Source organism: Leptospira semungkisensis (assembly GCF_004770055.1).
GTDB classification, from domain to species: Bacteria; Spirochaetota; Leptospiria; order Leptospirales; family Leptospiraceae; genus Leptospira_B; species Leptospira_B semungkisensis.
This window is the reverse complement of record NZ_RQEP01000012.1, coordinates 42436-57902: the sequence shown is the minus strand read 5'-3', so window position 1 is coordinate 57902 and position 15467 is coordinate 42436. Positions and strand designations below refer to the sequence as shown.

General features: G+C 42.1%; 14 protein-coding genes. 8 read left to right on the top strand and 6 right to left on the bottom strand.

The features are described from left to right. Nucleotides 1-5 precede the first annotated feature (5 nt). On the bottom strand, nt 6-560 hold the full coding sequence (locus tag EHO59_RS09850; RefSeq protein ID WP_167882097.1) for a DUF1564 family protein: 555 nt from the start codon (nt 558-560) through the stop codon (nt 6-8). A gap of 165 nt (nt 561-725) precedes the next feature. Beyond that, entirely contained in the window at nt 726-1451 is a 726-nt protein-coding gene (locus tag EHO59_RS09845; protein ID WP_135587437.1) for a response regulator transcription factor, read from the bottom strand. A 225-nt stretch (nt 1452-1676) separates the two neighbouring features. On the opposite strand from EHO59_RS09845, the gene EHO59_RS09840 reads away from it, so the two are divergent. From EHO59_RS09840 to EHO59_RS09820, 4 genes are all read left to right on the top strand, one after another. Next, a complete protein-coding gene (locus EHO59_RS09840) occupies nt 1677-2114 on the top strand; it encodes a DUF4279 domain-containing protein (protein WP_135587435.1) in 438 nt (145 codons plus the stop codon). A 371-nt stretch (nt 2115-2485) separates the two neighbouring features. Further along, nucleotides 2486-3430: an EF-P lysine aminoacylase EpmA gene (gene epmA, locus EHO59_RS09830; RefSeq protein WP_135587427.1), complete on the top strand. Its 945-nt coding sequence runs from the start codon at nt 2486-2488 to the stop codon at nt 3428-3430. Between the two features lie 190 nt (nt 3431-3620). After that, entirely contained in the window at nt 3621-4640 is a 1020-nt protein-coding gene (locus EHO59_RS09825; RefSeq protein WP_135587425.1) for an OmpA family protein, read from the top strand. A gap of 173 nt (nt 4641-4813) precedes the next feature. Continuing rightward, nucleotides 4814-7075, top strand: coding sequence for an aconitate hydratase (locus EHO59_RS09820; RefSeq protein ID WP_135587423.1), 2262 nt, complete (start codon nt 4814-4816; stop codon nt 7073-7075). A 71-nt stretch (nt 7076-7146) separates the two neighbouring features. Here the strand turns inward: EHO59_RS09820 and EHO59_RS09815 are convergent, their stop codons facing one another. After that, the gene (locus tag EHO59_RS09815; protein WP_135587421.1) at nt 7147-7836 is read right to left on the bottom strand and encodes a TetR/AcrR family transcriptional regulator; all 690 of its coding nucleotides are present in this window, start codon (nt 7834-7836) and stop codon (nt 7147-7149) included. A gap of 147 nt (nt 7837-7983) precedes the next feature. Between EHO59_RS09815 and EHO59_RS09810 the strand changes: the two genes are divergently transcribed. Together EHO59_RS09810 and EHO59_RS09805 are read left to right on the top strand one after the other, a co-directional pair. Further along, complete coding sequence (locus tag EHO59_RS09810) at nt 7984-9747, top strand: ArnT family glycosyltransferase (RefSeq protein ID WP_135587419.1); 1764 nt, start codon at nt 7984-7986, stop codon at nt 9745-9747. Next, nucleotides 9744-10094, top strand: a complete 351-nt coding sequence (locus EHO59_RS09805) for a Cys-rich protein (RefSeq protein ID WP_135587417.1) — start codon at nt 9744-9746, stop codon at nt 10092-10094. Before EHO59_RS09810 ends, EHO59_RS09805 begins: the two co-directional genes overlap by 4 nt. 6 nt (nt 10095-10100) lie before the next feature. Here the strand turns inward: EHO59_RS09805 and EHO59_RS09800 are convergent, their stop codons facing one another. Continuing rightward, nucleotides 10101-10670, bottom strand: a complete 570-nt coding sequence (locus EHO59_RS09800; RefSeq protein ID WP_135587415.1) for a lytic transglycosylase domain-containing protein — start codon at nt 10668-10670, stop codon at nt 10101-10103. Between the two features lie 157 nt (nt 10671-10827). On the opposite strand from EHO59_RS09800, the gene EHO59_RS09795 reads away from it, so the two are divergent. Both EHO59_RS09795 and EHO59_RS09790 read left to right on the top strand, forming a co-directional pair. Continuing rightward, nucleotides 10828-13131 carry a sensor histidine kinase gene (locus EHO59_RS09795; protein WP_135587909.1) on the top strand — a complete coding sequence of 768 codons (2304 nt, stop codon included), beginning with the start codon at nt 10828-10830 and terminating at the stop codon, nt 13129-13131. Beyond that, nucleotides 13128-13805 carry an LIC_20245 family lipoprotein gene (locus tag EHO59_RS09790; RefSeq protein ID WP_135587413.1) on the top strand — a complete coding sequence of 226 codons (678 nt, stop codon included), beginning with the start codon at nt 13128-13130 and terminating at the stop codon, nt 13803-13805. The genes EHO59_RS09795 and EHO59_RS09790 overlap by 4 nt, the downstream gene beginning before the upstream one ends. Here the strand turns inward: EHO59_RS09790 and EHO59_RS09785 are convergent. After that, nucleotides 13802-14563: a hypothetical protein gene (locus EHO59_RS09785; RefSeq protein WP_135587411.1), complete on the bottom strand. Its 762-nt coding sequence runs from the start codon at nt 14561-14563 to the stop codon at nt 13802-13804. The two genes, EHO59_RS09790 and EHO59_RS09785, sit on opposite strands and share 4 nt — an antisense overlap. Beyond that, the gene (locus tag EHO59_RS09780; protein WP_135587409.1) at nt 14560-15459 is read right to left on the bottom strand and encodes a hypothetical protein; all 900 of its coding nucleotides are present in this window, start codon (nt 15457-15459) and stop codon (nt 14560-14562) included. Before EHO59_RS09780 ends, EHO59_RS09785 begins: the two co-directional genes overlap by 4 nt. Nucleotides 15460-15467: the final 8 nt, after the last annotated feature.

Below are 15467 nucleotides of genomic sequence, written 5' to 3'. Positions count from 1 at the left end.
ACTTTCTACGAAGCCAATTTTGGATCTGTAGGTCCTCGCAAATATAAAGCACCGATTTGATCTATGTTTACTTCCGTATATTCTAATACCCATAATTCTCGAAGAAGAATGCCGGCCTTTACATTTAAGGAGATTTTGGTTTTAATTTTCCAAATTACTTTATTATCTTTTGAGAATTGCTTCTGCTTATATTCCTCTACTAAAAACACAAATAAAAAGCACATTGAAACTCCGTGGCCAATAGCTAAATTTCGAAGCAGAGCCCAATCATTTTGCGCCGGCCGAAAGTTGAACTTTATATACCTTCCTTCTATATTTTGTTCTCTAACTCTCTGATATCTTACGTTTGCAGAATAGTTATTCATTCTTTTTGCCGTTATGAGAATGCTTCGCTGAACTTTTAACATTTCTCTTAATAAGCGAGTTACTCCATGACATCTTACGAACTTTTCTAAATGAGGAGGAATTAAGAGAGTGGAGACAGGGCGTAATCTTGACGAACGATTCCTAATCGAAATATTTCTTGAGATGGATTTATAGAAAGACGACTTGTTTTTCATTTTGTTCATATGAAAGACAGGTAAAGAAATGTCAGATTGGTTAGATTTTTTGGAAAATTTATTTTAGTTTAGGGACGTATAACGCAAAAGAGGAAGGAGTTCCTTCCTCTTTGACCTAAAAGATAGCAATTTCAAACTTGGGCCATTAGCCCTGATATATTGAAGCTAATCTAGAATTACAATATTATCATAATTATCGGTGAATCTATAACCGATCCCCCAAATCGTTTCAATCCATTCAGGTTGAGCCGAATTCTTCTCGAGCTTGGATCGAATTCTCTTGATATGAGAGTCGATCATTCTCTCAAAACCATCCCACTCCATCCCCCAAACTGCTTCGAGGATCATTTCTCTAGAAAAAACTTTTCCAGGTGAAGTTGCCATTAGTTGCAGGATGTCAAATTCTTTACGCGAGATATTGATTACTTGGTCTTTTAAAGTCACTCTGCGGCGAACAGGATCGATTTTTAGAGAGCCTCTTATAATTTCTCCGCCACTTCCGATATTTGGCTTAATTCCAGCTTTTTTATCCCATCGACGAAAGAAGACATCGACCCTGGTTTTTAATTCTCTAACGGAAAATGGCTTTGTTATATAATCATCTGCGCCCAGTTCAAGGCCCATGATTCGATCGATCTCTTCGTTTCTTGCAGTAACAATAAAAATAGGCGTGTTTTCATCATTTCGACGAACAGTTCGGCATACGTCCATTCCATCTATGTCTGGAAGGGAAAGGTCAAGGATTAACAAATCAGGATGATTTGCTTTATAATATTTAAGCCCTTCTTCTCCGGAGGTCTGAATAGTAGTTCGGTAATGAGCAGAATCCAAGGACTTACGGATTAAATTACCGATGTCCGGATCGTCTTCAATTACCAAAATGTTCTTCATAAGTGCCTCGGGATTATTGGATGTTAAATTTAACCTCATTACAACATATTATTCGCATCAAAAATGCTACATAGCAAAAAATGAATTTTTAAATCAATTGATGAAAAGTTACCGATCTTGAAAATCGATAAGATAGGCTTTTCTTTCCAATTTCCGAATGGATGCTGGGCGGGATTTTGTAGTTTTTTCATATATTAGTCTTTTAAGGCGTATTTTAGGCAGTTGATGAAAACGGACAGTCCGTCATTTCCAAGAAGCTGGGCACTCATTGCAATTTCCAATCCGGGGCTTGATGTTCAAAACCTGACTCGCGAATTAGGTATACGTCCCGACTTATCAGTCCATAAAGGAGTTCCTTCCATTTCTGGTGCGCCAATCACTTCTCCTCTTTGGCAAATACATTCGAAGAAAGATGCAAACCTTCCTTTAGAAGATCATATCTGGGAACTTCTTGAAAGAATTGCTCCTCGCCGAAAGGAATTTCAAAGCATTTGTGCGAAATATAATGTAATCCTATATTGTTCAGTAGAATATAATAATGGAAGCATGGATGAATCCGTGCTAAGCCCTAAGACATTGCTGCTAATTGGAAATCTTGGGCTGAAGCTTGCGTTTCATGCCTGGAAATTACCAGAGCGGGGGCGTCGATCAGAGGATAAGTAGTAATTGATCTAAAGCGAAGGTTTGAATGTATTTTCGAATTTGAGGAGCCGGTTTGGATAAAATGAAAACGCGATTTTTTTCCCTGAGATCCAATGCGAATTTGATTAATTTTTCAATAACTGAAAAGGGCAGGCTCCCGAATTTCGACATATCTAATTTCACATGTCGATTTGTTTCGTAGAAGGCCATCGCTAAGACTGATCGAAGTTCATTTATAATTTGCTCGTTCATCTCTGAAAAAATAGCTTCGATTTCTACAACCTTTGGTTTTTTTCTTATTTCAAAGTAAGTATATTTTCTAATGTTCTCCATGAGGAGTTCCTTCTAATGAAAGAGCAAAGAATCTCTCTTTTGCTACTGAACTAAGTAACATGAATTTAACTAATCTGGAAATCTTATCTCAGCGATCTCAGTTTTTGCAAGCGATTCGAACTTTTTTTACAGAAAAGCAGTTCCTGGAAATTGATACGCCAGCCCTTAAGAAAATCCCTGGAATGGAACCGTATCTCGATCCTTTCCTAGTTAATTCTCCTTCAGAAAATGAGAAAGGTTATCTAATTACCTCTCCTGAATATTCCTTAAAACAGGCATTATCTTTGGGTTTAGAAAGGGTGTATGAAATAGCGCATACCTTTAGATCGGGAGAAAGAGGGAGCTCCTTCCATACCGCTGAGTTCCTTATGCTAGAATTCTATGAGGCTGGTTCAAATTTAGGCCAAGCTATGGATCTTGTTGAGGATTTGATTCGCAGCGTAGCACGAAAATTAAGTCTCCCGATGCAGAGTGGGCCTTTTTTGCGGAGATCTGTGAAGGAACTCCTTCAAGATTTCGTGCATATCGATTGGGATAGACAGACTTTAGAATCTAAAATCAAGGAATTGGCTCTGACTAACTTGCCATTGGAGCAAATGGAGTACGAGGATTGCTTCTTTCTAATATTTCTAAATCTAATTGAACCCAAATTTCCTGCGGAATTTCAATTCATCTATGATTACCCCCCTGAGATGGCAGCCCTCTCCAGAATTGAAGGCGGGGTAGCGAAAAGATTCGAACTTTATTTTGGAAATATTGAACTGGCGAATGCTTTCTTCGAGTTGCTAGACCCAAGGGAGCAAAGAGCTCGCTTCGAAAAGGAACAGAAGACTAGGGAAAAACTGGGGAAGGAAGTTTTTCCCATCCATGAGGAGTTCCTACAAGCCCTTGAAAAAGGACTGCCCGAATGTTCTGGAGTCTCAATTGGGTTAGACCGTCTTCTGATGGTTTTACTCGGGTGTACTTCTCTTAAGGAAGTTAGCCCATATTGGCGTGAGATCTGAAGGGCGAATTCTACTAATTTAGTATATTTTGAATCAAGAAAGTATATATGATGGTTCGATAATCCAATTAGGCGTTGTAAAACTTTAGTTGCCGAGATCGCCTTAAGAATTACTTTAAGAACCGTCATTCAAAGAAAGACGGCTTTAGTAAGATGAAAAGATCCTTATCCTTGGAAGATGGACCGGAAGTATGACTAAAAAGCAAAATTATTACGTCACTATCAAAGGTAAGAAGTTTGACCGGGGCTTAGTTGAGCTTGCGGATGAAGCTACTGCTGGTAAAAGGGACGGGCGAATTTCCATCAATGACGCAAAAAGGCTCCTAAGTGCGGTTAAGGATAATAATACTTATACTGACATCGAAAAAAAGACGATGGAGTATATTCGAGAAAACTACAAGTTTACTGAAAAAGCAGATGAATGGTTTCGAACTGAAATTCGAAAATGGGCAGCTGAGAAATCGGCGCATTCTAGAGGCGATCAGGAAGAATATACTTCTCACGACGAGGCAATTGGATTAGTGGTCCCACATTCTTCAGATTTACATTCGAAAGGTTATTCCGGTTACATTCCAACTCCTTCTGCTGGCCAACCGAAGAAGCAAAGCCGCATTCCGGTACTCATTCTATCTCTAATTATCTTATTTGGGTTTGGAATTGGGGTCTATTATGCTTTTAGAAAGAAGCCAAGCTCTCAAATTTCTGCTCCGGAAGTAGCAGAATCTAAGAAGAAAGCCTCTAAGGCAGAACAAAAGGTTGTCGAGAAGAAGGATTCTGAAGGAGTTCCTTCCACTGAAAAGAAAGGGATCTTCGATTTTCTTTCTGAAAAGAAGGAACCGGCCAAGTTAGAGGGAAAAGATGCTGAGCTTGCGTCTAAAATCCAGTCTTCACCGATCTTCTTCGATAAAAATGATATTAAGATTCCTCACTCACACAGAAGGGTATTGGATTCTTTAAGTTTTCTTTTGAAAAAACATTCTGATATCAAAGCCGTTCTGGTCGGCCACGCTTCTTTGGAAGGGTCTGAAGAAGCAAATCAGAAAGTTTCCCGATTAAGAGCGGAAATGGTTAGAGATTACCTTCTGGGAAATGGGATAGAAACTTCTCGATTAGTACTGGAAGCGAAGGGCTCAGAGCAACTTGGTAAGAGCGGAAGCTCAGAGGCCGCGAAAGAGAAAAGCAGAAGAGTTGATATTCAGATTGTGAGATAGGTTTATTCGTTCTTTCTACTCAGGTGGAAGGAACTCCTCGCAGAAAATTTAAAATTCACCTAGGTCAGTAGTAAACAAATATTCCGTATCGCCAAAATTGTCCTTTTGGCGGAAAAATCCTATACAAGCACCCTATGCCTGAGAGACGATGAAACCATCATCGGAGATGACAAATGGCATTTGATATAGATATGATTCGTGCCCGGTATGAAAAACTCGGGTCCTTGGTCAAGAAGGCAAGGGAGTTGGTCGGACGCCCCTTAACGTTGACTGAAAAGATTCTTTATTCTCATTTATGGGAAGGAACTCCTACCGCAACCTTCGAAAGGGGAAAATCCTATGTTGATTTTGCTCCCGACCGAGTTGCAATGCAAGATGCAACTGCCCAAATGGCTCTTTTGCAATTTATGTCTGCTGGTCGTAATAAGGTAGCAGTTCCTTCCACGGTTCACTGCGACCATTTGATCACAGCTAAAGAAGGTTCTTCCTCCGACCTTGCCTCGGCTTCTACCGAGAACAAAGAGGTCTATGATTTCCTTTCTTCCGTTTCAAACAAGTATGGGATCGGATTCTGGAAACCAGGTGCAGGGATCATTCACCAAGTAGTATTAGAAAATTATGCATTTCCTGGCGGAATGATGATCGGGACCGATTCTCATACGGTAAACGCCGGAGGCTTGGGAATGGTAGCAATCGGAGTCGGTGGAGCTGATGCTTGTGACGTGATGGCTGGACTTCCTTGGGAGTTGAAATGGCCAAAATTGATCGGAGTGAAACTCACCGGAAAACTGAACGGCTGGACTTCTGCGAAAGACGTTATCCTAAAAGTAGCTGGCGTTCTGACTGTAAAAGGTGGAACCGGAGCCATTGTAGAATATTTCGGAGAAGGAGCTACTTCACTTTCCTGCACTGGAAAAGGAACTATCTGTAACATGGGCGCGGAAATCGGCGCCACCACTTCTACTTTCTCTTATGATGAATCTATGGAGAGATATTTGCGCTCCACTGGCAGAGCAGATATAGCGGATCTCGCAAACGGTGTGAAGGAACACCTAACTGCTGACCAAGAAATCTATGCAAATCCTGAAAAATTCTTCGATCAAGTAATCGAGATCAATCTTTCAGAATTGGAGCCTCATTTGAACGGGCCGTTTACTCCCGATTTGGCGACTCCGATTTCTAAAATGAAGGAAGAAGCTAAGAAGAACGGTTGGCCTACTAAGGTAGAAGTTGGTCTTATCGGTTCTTGCACGAATTCCTCTTACGAAGACATTGCAAGAGCTGCTTCCTTGGCTAATCAAGCCGCTGAGAAGTCTTTAAAACCGAAGGCTGAATTTACGATTACTCCTGGTTCGGAGCTTGTCCGTTTCACAATTGAGAGAGACGGGTATATTAAGGTTTTTGAAAAGATCGGCGCGAAGGTTTTTGCGAACGCTTGTGGACCTTGCATTGGTATGTGGTCTCGTGTCGGCGCGGATAAGAAAGAGAAAAATACGATTGTACATTCCTTCAATCGTAACTTCCAATCTAGGAACGATGGAAATCCGAATACATTCGCCTTCGTGGCTTCTCCTGAGTTAGTGACTGCTCTTGCAATCGCAGGAGATCTCACTTTCGATCCAAACAATGATACACTTGTAAACGAGAAAGGGGAGAAGGTTAAACTGGATCCACCGAATGGTGACGAATTGCCTAAGAAAGGATTCGATGTAAAGGACCCTGGATATCAGGCTCCTGCAGCGGACGGGTCCGGGATCCAAGTTATTGTGAGCCCTACCTCGAATCGTTTGCAGCTTCTTTCTCCTTTCATTAAGTGGGAAGGAACGGATCTATCCGGTCTCAACCTTCTTATCAAAGTAAAAGGAAAATGTACTACGGACCATATTTCCATGGCAGGTCCTTGGTTGAAATTCCGCGGACATTTGGATAATATCTCTAATAACCTTCTTATCGGTGCTACCAATATCTTTAACGAAAAGATCAATAGCGTAAAGAACCAGTTGGATGGTTCCTACGATGAAGTTCCGAAAGTCCAACGCCAATATAAGGCAAAAGGCATCGGGTCCATCGTGGTTGGAGATGAGAACTACGGAGAAGGATCTTCTAGAGAGCATGCTGCGATGGAGCCGAGATTCCTCGGTGTTCGCGCCGTTCTCGTAAAATCTTTTGCCCGTATCCATGAAACCAATCTAAAGAAACAAGGTATGCTCGCTCTTACCTTCGCAGATAAGGCGGACTACGATAAGATCCAGGAGGATGACAAGATCGACATTCTCGGGTTGACTGGTTTCAAGGAAGGAACTCCTCTTACTTTGGCTTTGCATCATAAAGACGGAAGCAAAGATGAATTCAAGGTGAATCACACGTACAATGCGCAACAGATCGAATGGTTTAAGGCAGGTAGTGCTTTGAATCTGATCGGCGGAAAAAAGTGAGTATCAGAATTTTCTAATTCTCGCTCTCTTGAAATTGAGAAAGGTCGGATCGCGAAAGCATCCGGCCTTTTTTATGCCTTCACTTCGGGCTTTAAGCCTTTATGCAAAAGGCGAACCATTTCCTTGATGGTAGCTTTGACTTCTGATTCAGGAATTTTATAAACCACCTGGGCCATAAATCCTAAGGCAAAAGTGAGAGAAGAAATCCCGAAGGCTACGGATTTCAGATCTGCCTTCGAGTCGATTTGACCGGCCTTTTTAAATCTTTCCAGCTCCTGGATCATTTCAGGCAGAGCTTTGGTGTATATTTTTCTCTGGATAATCCTGCTGACATCTGGGTCCAGGATGATCCTGCTTACTGCGACCTTCATAAAATCGGAATAATGACGATAGTCGGAACATTTCTCAAAGATAGATTCGACCAAAGCCTCGTCTAGGTGGGTGTAGTCCTTCGCTTCAGCGTCTTCGTTATGCGAAGTGGATTTATCGAAGTCTTCGGTCCTAGTTAAAATAGCTTCGAGGAGCCCTTTCTTACCGCCGAAATATCGCATAATAAGAGCTTCATTTGCGCCAGCGGCTTTGGCGATATCCTTGGTCGTAGCAGCATCATATCCCTTTTCAGCAAATACTTGGATCCCGGCTCTCATAAGAGCACGTTCGGTTGCAGTTCGGTCTCTCTTTTTTGGGTCTCGGCGTGAGGCGGCGGCTGTGCCTTTTGAGGCCTTTACTTTCTTCGTTTTCTTTTTAGCTGCTCGAACCATCTAGACTGCCTATATGAACGTATCCCGACCCTTGACTAATCAGCCAAGCGGATTTTTGTTTTCTGAGCCTGGTTTAATCTTGATTAATCAAATAGGCATGAAAAAAAGGTATTAAGTAAGTAAACAATTACTTATAAGTAAGACCCAATGCCGAGTTCAAATCCTCCAAATGACAATTCTGTTTCTGGAAAAAAGGGAACCTTTTCCGAATTTGTAATCCAGAAGATTTCTTCTTTATTTAGCTCCGGAGGGGATCGCCTATTCCTTTCTTTGCTAATATTATTAAACATTATCTTACTTTTGCCAGGTTCTGGCGGAAATGCGTTGCTCACCCAAGGGGATGAGTCGATGCATATCGCTACAATAAGGGAGAGCTTAGCTTCTTCTTCCTATCTTTTCCCGAAATTTGAAGGGATCTTGAATTTATACAAACCGCCGGCATTGTTCTGGGTGGGAATGGCCTCCGATGCTTTGCTTGGGATCGGCTATTTTTCGGAAAGATTTCCGTCTTTCCTACTGTTTTGCGGAACTTCCGTTCTGATCTATATCGGTCTCAGAAGAGCTGGGGGAAGTGCGAGGAGTTCCTTCTCAATTTCCTTTGCCTACACTTTAACGTTGGGAGTCTTTAAATTCTCGCGACTTGCGATGATGGAATCCTTATTGGCGTTTTTTATCACCGCAGTTTCCGTTTCCATTTTGGAATTTAGATTATTTGGAAATCGGATTTGGCTTTTTGTCGGGGGTTTACTTTCCGGAATCGCAATTCTTATCAAGGGCCCGGTCTTCCAAGTTTATAGTGGAGTTATACTCGGCTCTTATTCAATAATTCGCGTTTTTCTAATCACCGAAAGAGGGATTTGGACTGGTAAGAAAAGAATTTGGAAGGAACTCCTCAACCATATTGTCTTCCATTCTTCTTCTTTGATTGTTCCTGGGATTTGGATCGGCGTGCTACTTTCATATTCCGAATTGGGTAAAGAATTTCTAAAGGTCTTTCTTTTTACAGAAAACTTCGGCAAATTCTCGGCGGCCACAGTAAATCAACCGGAGTGGATCATTCCAGGTGGATTCCTTCTATATAGCTTTCCATTTTGTATTGTTTTGGCAGTTGCTTTCTTTACCAAACTGTTATATAAGGCAAGAAATACTGCAGAATTGATCGGGAGTTCCTTCCTCTGGACGACTGTAGCGATCTTTCTGATCCATCTTTCTCCAAATAGAAAGGATTTTTACTACCTTCTACCAATCATCCCGCTCGCGTTCTTGGGCCTTGGTTTATTCTCTATTCGAAAAAAGGAATATGAATTCAGCCGAGCTTTAATTTGGAACTTCTTCTTTAGCTTAGCATTCTCGATCATTCTGCTTTTGGGAATGAGCTTTTTCGATGTGATCATGGAAGGATCGATCTGGCAGGAAGTTCTATTCTTTGGTTTTGTTTTTGGAATCATCTGGATTTTCAGAAGAAGCCTCACTCGTGAAGGAGTTCCTTCCATAGTGGCTGCAAATCTTCTCATTGGCTTGGGACTTCTCTCATATTTGCAATTTTCCCTTCTGCCCAGATTGAGTCTGAATGAGGTACCTCAAGAAGGACCTTTAAGACTTGCGAAACAGGTCTGTATAGTCTCTGAGAATCCTTGGACCGCATTGACTTTCAAAAACGATCTTCCCGAGGCGGAAATCGTGCACTCGGTGCCAGGTGCAGAGAGAAACTGCGCGGACGGGACCAGATTCCTGGTAGTTTATCAAAAAGGCTTCATAATTCCTCCCGGATATACTCATGCGCAGACGCAAGAAGTGTGGAAAAGGGATATATCTTCCATGCAGGAATTCCTCGGGCCTACCAAGGGTAAAGAGCAGATCTATATTTTTGGGCCGAACCGTAGAATAGATTCAAAATCGGAGAGTCGATGAAACGAATTTCTTTTAGAAAATTTTTTCCTTATTTACCTATATTTCTTTTAGGTCTCGCGGTTGGGACCTTTATTGCCTTCAAATATTCCAGAAGTTCCGTAAGTCATTCTAATTTGGATTGGGAAGGGAAGGAAGTTTGCTTAGATTATTGCGACAATCTTGCAAAATGTACTAAGAAGGAACTCCCTCAAAGTACGGAAGATCAACTCTATAAGATTGAAAACTCCTGCTTACGCGGATGTAAGAAACACTTCGATAAAATGCAAGTATGCCTGCAGCCCGAAAAGATGGCTTCTTGTTCGGAACTCACTGCTTGTCTGTTCGGAGAGTTAAAGAAATATTATTAAATCCGATTACTTCTCTCCCTTCCAATAGCGATTTACTTTCTTAATATAATCTTTGGTTTCTTTGAAAGGGGGAACTCCGTCGTATTTCTGCACGGCACCGGGACCTGCGTTATATGCCGCTAGGGCCAAATTTGAATCTCCAAATTTATTCATCATGTCTGCCAGGAATCTTGTTCCTCCGGCAATATTCTCTTCAGGATTGAAAGGGTCTTCCACGCCTAAGGCTTCTGCGGTTCCAGGCATTAGCTGCATCAAGCCGATTGCTCCTTTTGGGGAAACTGCAGAAGATTTAAAACCGGACTCTGCGCGGATCACCGATTTTACAAGGTTTGGATCCAAATGGTTCTTGGCCGCTTCCTTCTGGATGATCTGAGCGAGTTCCTTTGATCCTGGGCCCATATCTTTTTCGGAGAGTTCCTTAAATTTAGTCTCCAACACGTCTGCGAATCCGGGCTCGGGCTTCTTTTCTGTAGGATCTCCTTCCTGCTTCTTCGGCTGGAACCTCTCGGCGATTCCGCCAATCTCTTCCATCCTCGCCATAACCCGCTGAAATGAGTCTAAATCCGTGAGTTTCATGCTCTTGCCCCTGAAGGAGTTCCTTCCGCCAGAAAGGAGCTCTCATATTATGTCTCTCGACAGAAATTTCCCCTCACTGGAGCCTTTTTTCTAGCTTTTGCGCCCGGAATCCAAGGGTTTCTTGAAAAAAGCCCAGGGTTAGGGAACGATGGGTGCCGTGATAGAAATAGAGATCGTCACAACACCTAGGTTAACGTCTTTTCCGATCTTTCTCGCATTCAGTAGAGGGTACTTCGAGGAAGAGGGAGTTCTCGTTCGTGTCCGAGCATTAAAAAGTTATGAAGCGGTTCTCGCTCATATGAGAGAAGGTCGGGCAGAGGCAGGCGAAATCCCGTTTACCGTTTGGGTGGACCAGCAGCTTCGCAAGACTTCTCCCCATTGGACATTTTATAGAGGGACGGTGCTCTCTTGTCTCGTGCACGGATTTTATTCCGCATCTTATATGGAAGCGGAGTCCATTCGAGATTCGTATCATAGTTTTCTTCCCATTTTACATCCGTATTCTTTGGATCGCTTCGTTGCAGAAGAGTTCTTTCGCTCAGAGAATTATCATCGCAGAAAGCCGGTCCCATATTTGACCACTAGGCCGACCTTGCTAATACACGAATTTATTCGTGCGGAGTGCTTGGGGGTCGCTGCTTCCTTGCAGGAATTTCCTTTCTTTGGGGAGAAGGGATATTGCCTAACGGTGGAAAATGAAATTCCGCCATTCTATCTTCCTACAAATATGTTGGTCTTTACCGGACGCTTCGCTTCCAAATTTCCTGAAGAAGCAAATCGAGTATCTCGTGCGTTAAAGAGGGCAATGGAAGATCTCGCAAATCATGTCGCATACGAAGGAGATTCCTATGTGGCGGATTGGGTGGGTCCTTGCCCTTGGAAACCGAGTGATCTGGACGGCTTTTATCGTCGGCCTGTTCCTGAGTTAGGAAGGATCTTATCCGGTATGCCTTCTTATGAAGATCTTAGCTTCGTAATGGAGATTTACGGCAAGACCTTCCCTGGTTTGGAAGGTGGGCGCAAGATCTTAAAAGACCTGGCTCAATCCGTCGCAGACGATCCATTCCCTAAGTTTCCAGAAGCTTTTGCTCAGGCAAATTCTGCGTCGAATCGTCTGTATTATTCCAACGGTAAGTTTCCAAAACTAGGAGGGGCTCTAAAAGATATAGCTCCTCTAAGAAGTCTCGTCTCCGAAATGAAAGAGTTTGCCTTAGCTTTGTTCTCTGGAAAGAGAGAAGTTTCATTGGACACTCAGCTTCCGAAAAGTCCTTATCTTTTTATTCGCTCTACGATTAACGGAATATTAGATTATTTGAATCAAGAGATTCGTGATATTGAAGAGAAGAATAAGAGACTATCTGAAGACAATTATCTTTTGGAAACCCGTCTCGATATTAGCGATTTAAAACGCCAGACTACTGAAGAAAGATATAGATACATGTTCGAGTTTGCAACGGACGCGATGATTATCGTAAACGCAGATACTCGTATGATCGTGGATGCGAACAGAAGATTTAGGGAAGTTTCCGGTTACCAAATCTCCGAGATCAAGAATATTCGCTTAGCGAGGGTCTTGCCAGATATTCTGGAACAGACCGAGTTAAAGTCTCCCAGCGGAAAGGATCAGAATATGACCTTTATTCCCGAGGCGACTCTGATCTTGAAGGACGGCACCCGATTTTCAGTAGGTTTGAGCGTTACTGGTTTTAGTGCAGAAACCAAAAGGTTCTATCAGATCCAAGTCAATGATAATGCCTTGATCCTGGAATCTGAAAAGATAAAGCACGAATTTATATCAAATATTTCTCATGAACTTCGTTCTCCTATGACGAATATTCAAGGTTACTTCGATCTATTATTCTCCGATCCTGTTCTCTCTTTGAATGACGATCAAAAAGGAATGACAGATGTAATTCGAAAGAATGTGAGAAGATTGAACTTCCTCATAGATAATCTTCTTCAGTTAGAAAATAAGAATTCGCAAACTACCGAAGAAATGAACGAGATCTTTGATCCTCTCGTTGTGATCGAAGAAGTAGTATATATCAATTCTCCTCCTGCTTCCGAAAAAGGAATTACGATCAGTATGGATTTGCAGCCTGGCCTAAAATTAAAAGGACTTAGGTTCGAGTTCTCTCAGATCGTTACGAATTTCTTTGTGAATGCGATAAAATATACGGAAAGAGGAGGAGTGGATGTCTCACTTAAAAAAATATCGGATAAGAAGATTGAGGTTCGCTTCACTGATACCGGTGTTGGGATCGATCCTAAATATAAAGAATTGATCTTTGAAAGATTCTTCCGAGTCCCGGACCAACGAAATAGAACTGTGGGAGGGACTGGTCTTGGACTTTCCATCAGCCGCACTTTGATCAACAAAATGGGTGGAGAAGTGATCGTCGAACCGAATCTAAAAGGTGGCAGTATTTTTAAGGTAATTTTACCCTTACATTCAGAATGACCCGAAAAATCATATATTCGATCTCAGTCCTCGTATTCCTACTCGTTGCAATTTCCTCTTACTTCCTTTTCAGTTCCTCTTCCGAAGAGAACGAGGTCGTTCTACAAGGCGGCTTGTCAAAAGAAACCGTATTAAGAAAAGAGAATTCTGTTTTTGACGGGGGAGGGTTCTTAGAGTTCTCCGAATCTTCCGAAGAACCCGCGGTCGATCAGGACAAGACTTCCGATGGAGAAGAAAAATCTCCCAAGCCAAAATCCTATCTAGACAGCCTCTCACCGGAAGAAAGAGCTAAATTGTACGAAAAGATGTACGAAAGATTCAAGCCTCTTGTCGAAAAATTCCCGAATAATACCTTAATTCCTCGCAAGTTGACCGATGCAGAGACTCGGAAAAGAAAAGAAGACGAGGACCACTATTACCGGATCCAAGGAGAGATCTTGGATAGAAGGGATGTCCCCAAAGAAGAAATGACTTTCTATCTGAATACCAAGCTCAAGAGATCTGATGATATGTTGGAGATCCTACAATACGGCATGGATAATTATAAAAAGATGGTCTCCGAGAATGCTCAAAGCCAAAATCCGGAATATGAAAAAATGATCAAAGAGAGATTGGAGAGTATTGAAAAGAGTAAGGAAGAGGTATTAAACGCGAAGAAGGGAATGGATAACTAAGAATTCTTTCTTTTGCTCTTTGTCCTCTTGCTCGGAGAGGACTTTCCCTTTTTGGGAACAGGCTTTCTTACTGAAGGAAGTTTCATTTTATTCACTGTATTTACTAATACACCTAATTCTTCCATGCTAAGGATAGAAAGAAGAGATAGCACCTTCTGAAAACCCACTTGAGTCAGAAGAGTGAGTGCGTTCTTGGTTCCGAATGTTTTCAGTAAAGTAGGGATTTCTGCCACGGAACGTTTTCGGATCCATTCTGCACATTGCTCAGGGGTTAATGTCTTTGTCAAAGGAACGAAGTCTTTGACTGGAACAGATTTGGCGATCTCCAAAAAGGAGTCTGTGCCGATCGCATTCAAATATTGTAATGCTTCTTTTGTTCCTATATTGGTGATGATCTCTACTATAGTTTTAGAACCGATAGTCTGATTGATCCTGGCAACGTCTTCCGGAGGCAAGGCTTCTGCCAATAGCTTGAGTTCCGTGAGCCCTAGATGTTTTACGTAATATACCAGATCGGAGGGAATCGTGTTTTGGATCAATTCTACCAAAATGGATTCCGAAATCGACTGTAAAAGGCTAACGATTTCTTGCTGGCTCAGGTTCTGACTTAAGAATAATAAGCTCTTATGATCCACCTTCTCCGAGATTGAAAACAATGCCTCGTAGCCAAGATCCCTGAATAACTGGAAGGATTTCTGGGGTCCGAGTTTGTCCAGATATTCCAAAGCATTTTGGATGGTGGAAATGACCTTCTTCAACCCAGAATATCCCCTAAGATTTCTAGGACAAGTGGAGAGATGGATTTTTTAGTATGGACTTTTCTTAAATTATGAGCCGTATCGCTCGCTATCTTGCCGATCCAAAGGTCCAATTCAGTTTGGGACAGTCCTACGAATTCTTTCAAAGTCTCTTTTCTATAATGATTTAATAATGTATCTCTTCCTACGGAGTAAACATTTTCCATCGCGGCCCGTACTTTCTCATCGCTTGCGATCGCTCTGCGGATCCGATCCGTGCCCGATCCGAATTGAGAAGTTTCCATTCTTCCCAGATCTTGAAAGCCGGTCTGCAATAGGATCCTGAGAGTATTTCGGATCACTGATTGGATCTCTTGAGTTCCGGAGCCTATGGAAACAAAGTCTGCTATTCTTTCTGTGAAAGTAGGTAACAAAGAAGATAGAAATTGAGAGATTTGTTTTTCTAGGCCCGCTGCCTGAAATACTCCGTGCAGAGGATTGATCTTCTTATGGAATTCACTTAGCACTTTCTCCAGGCCTTGGGAAAAGATTGCCTGCACTTCAGGCTGATTCAATATTCCCAGCACTAAGTTCTTAGAAGGAGCAGCTTGAGCTCCCGCAATAAATTCTACGATCGCATCCCTAGATTCTTCAGAGAGCAATTCATCTAAAGAAGAATAGGGGAATGCCTTCTCGATCGGAAATTCTTGAGTGAGAAGTTTCAATTTCTCTTCGGGCAAACGAAGAAGTCCCACGACAGAAGGAGACAATGCGATTTCTCCCGGTAGGATCTCCTCTATAGTAGAGGAAAATAGAAAGTTCAAACTCTTACTGATACTAGCTTCGAGTCTTCCTGGAGTTGTAATCCAGTTTTCGACTTTGGTTTTACGAGAACCGATTCTTTTCCAAAAGGCCAAAAATTTCT